A 1,569-nucleotide genomic window follows, 5' to 3' on the forward strand; every position below is an offset into this window, starting at 1 on the left:
CGGATGCTGACGCGGATGCTGACGCAGATGCTGATGCTGATGCTGATGCTGATGCTGATGCGGATGCGGATGCGGATGCGGATGCGGATGCGGACGCCGATGCTGACGCTGATGCCGATGCCGATGCGGACGCTGATGCCGATGCGGATGCTGACGCGGATGCTGACGCTGATGCTGACGCGGACGCGGATGCCGATGCGGATGCGGATGCTGACGCCGATGCGGATGCGGATGCGGATGCGGACGCGGATGCTGACGCCGATGCGGATGCCGATGCTGATGCTGATGCTGATGCTGATGCTGATGCTGATGCCGACGCGGATGCTGACGCCGATGCGGATGCTGATGCTGACGCCGATGCTGACGCTGATGCCGACGCGGATGCCGACGCGGATGCTGACGCGGATGCTGACGCGGATGCTGACGCGGATGCTGATGCTGATGCTGATGCTGATGCTGACGCTGACGCTGACGCTGACGCTGACGCTGATGCCGATGCGGACGCTGATGCAGATGCAGATGCTGACGCGGATGCCGATGCTGACGCTGATGCAGATGCTGACGCGGATGCCGATGCTGACGCTGATGCAGATGCTGACGCCGATGCTGATGCGGATGCCGATGCGGATGCGGATGCCGACGCTGATGCCGACGCGGACGCGGATGCTGATGCCGATGCCGATGCCGATGCGGATGCCGATGCGGATGCCGATGCCGATGCGGATGCCGATGCGGATGCTGATGCTGATGCGGATGCCGACGCGGACGCGGATGCGGATGCGGACGCCGATGCGGATGCTGACGCCGATGCGGATGCCGATGCGGATGCAGATTCCGATGCGGATGCGGATGCGGACGCCGACGCGGATGCTGACGCGGATGCGGATGCTGACGCCGATGCTGACGCGGACGCCGATGCGGATGCTGACGCGGATGCCGATGCTGACGCCGATGCCGATGCTGACGCGGATGCCGATGCTGACGCTGACGCGGATGCGGATGCGGATGCGGATGCGGATGCGGATGCCGATGCCGATGCCGATGCGGATGCCGATGCGGACGCGGACGCGGATGCGGATGCGGATGCGGATGCGGATGCTGACGCCGATGCTGACGCGGACGCCGATGCGGATGCTGACGCGGATGCCGATGCGGACGCGGACGCGGATGCGGATGCTGACGCCGATGCTGACGCGGACGCCGATGCGGATGCTGACGCCGATGCTGACGCGGATGCCGATGCGGATGCCGATGCTGACGCTGACGCTGACGCTGACGCTGACGCTGACGCTGATGCTGATGCAGATGCTGATGCTGATGCTGATGCGGATGCGGATGCGGATGCTGACGCCGATGCTGACGCGGATGCGGATGCGGATGCCGACGCGGATGCGGATGCTGATGCGGATGCGGATGCGGATGCCGATGCGGATGCCGATGCCGATGCCGATGCCGATGCAGATGCAGATGTTGATGCGCCGGACCAGCCAGTCATTGGCGAAGTGATTGACGACGAAGGTCCGATCCAGGGACCGGTGGGCAATGGCGAGAGCACGGACGACACGACGC

General features: G+C 65.1%; 1 protein-coding gene. It reads right to left on the reverse strand.

Annotated features, from left to right (window positions below; translation table 11 throughout):
* The coding region (locus HDG39_RS35750; RefSeq protein WP_184012242.1) for a hypothetical protein at positions 1-1,569 on the reverse strand (1,569 nt) is incomplete at both ends.

Origin of the sequence: Paraburkholderia lebeckiae (assembly GCF_014201005.1) — a bacterium.
Lineage (GTDB): Bacteria > Pseudomonadota > Gammaproteobacteria > Burkholderiales > Burkholderiaceae > Paraburkholderia > Paraburkholderia tuberum.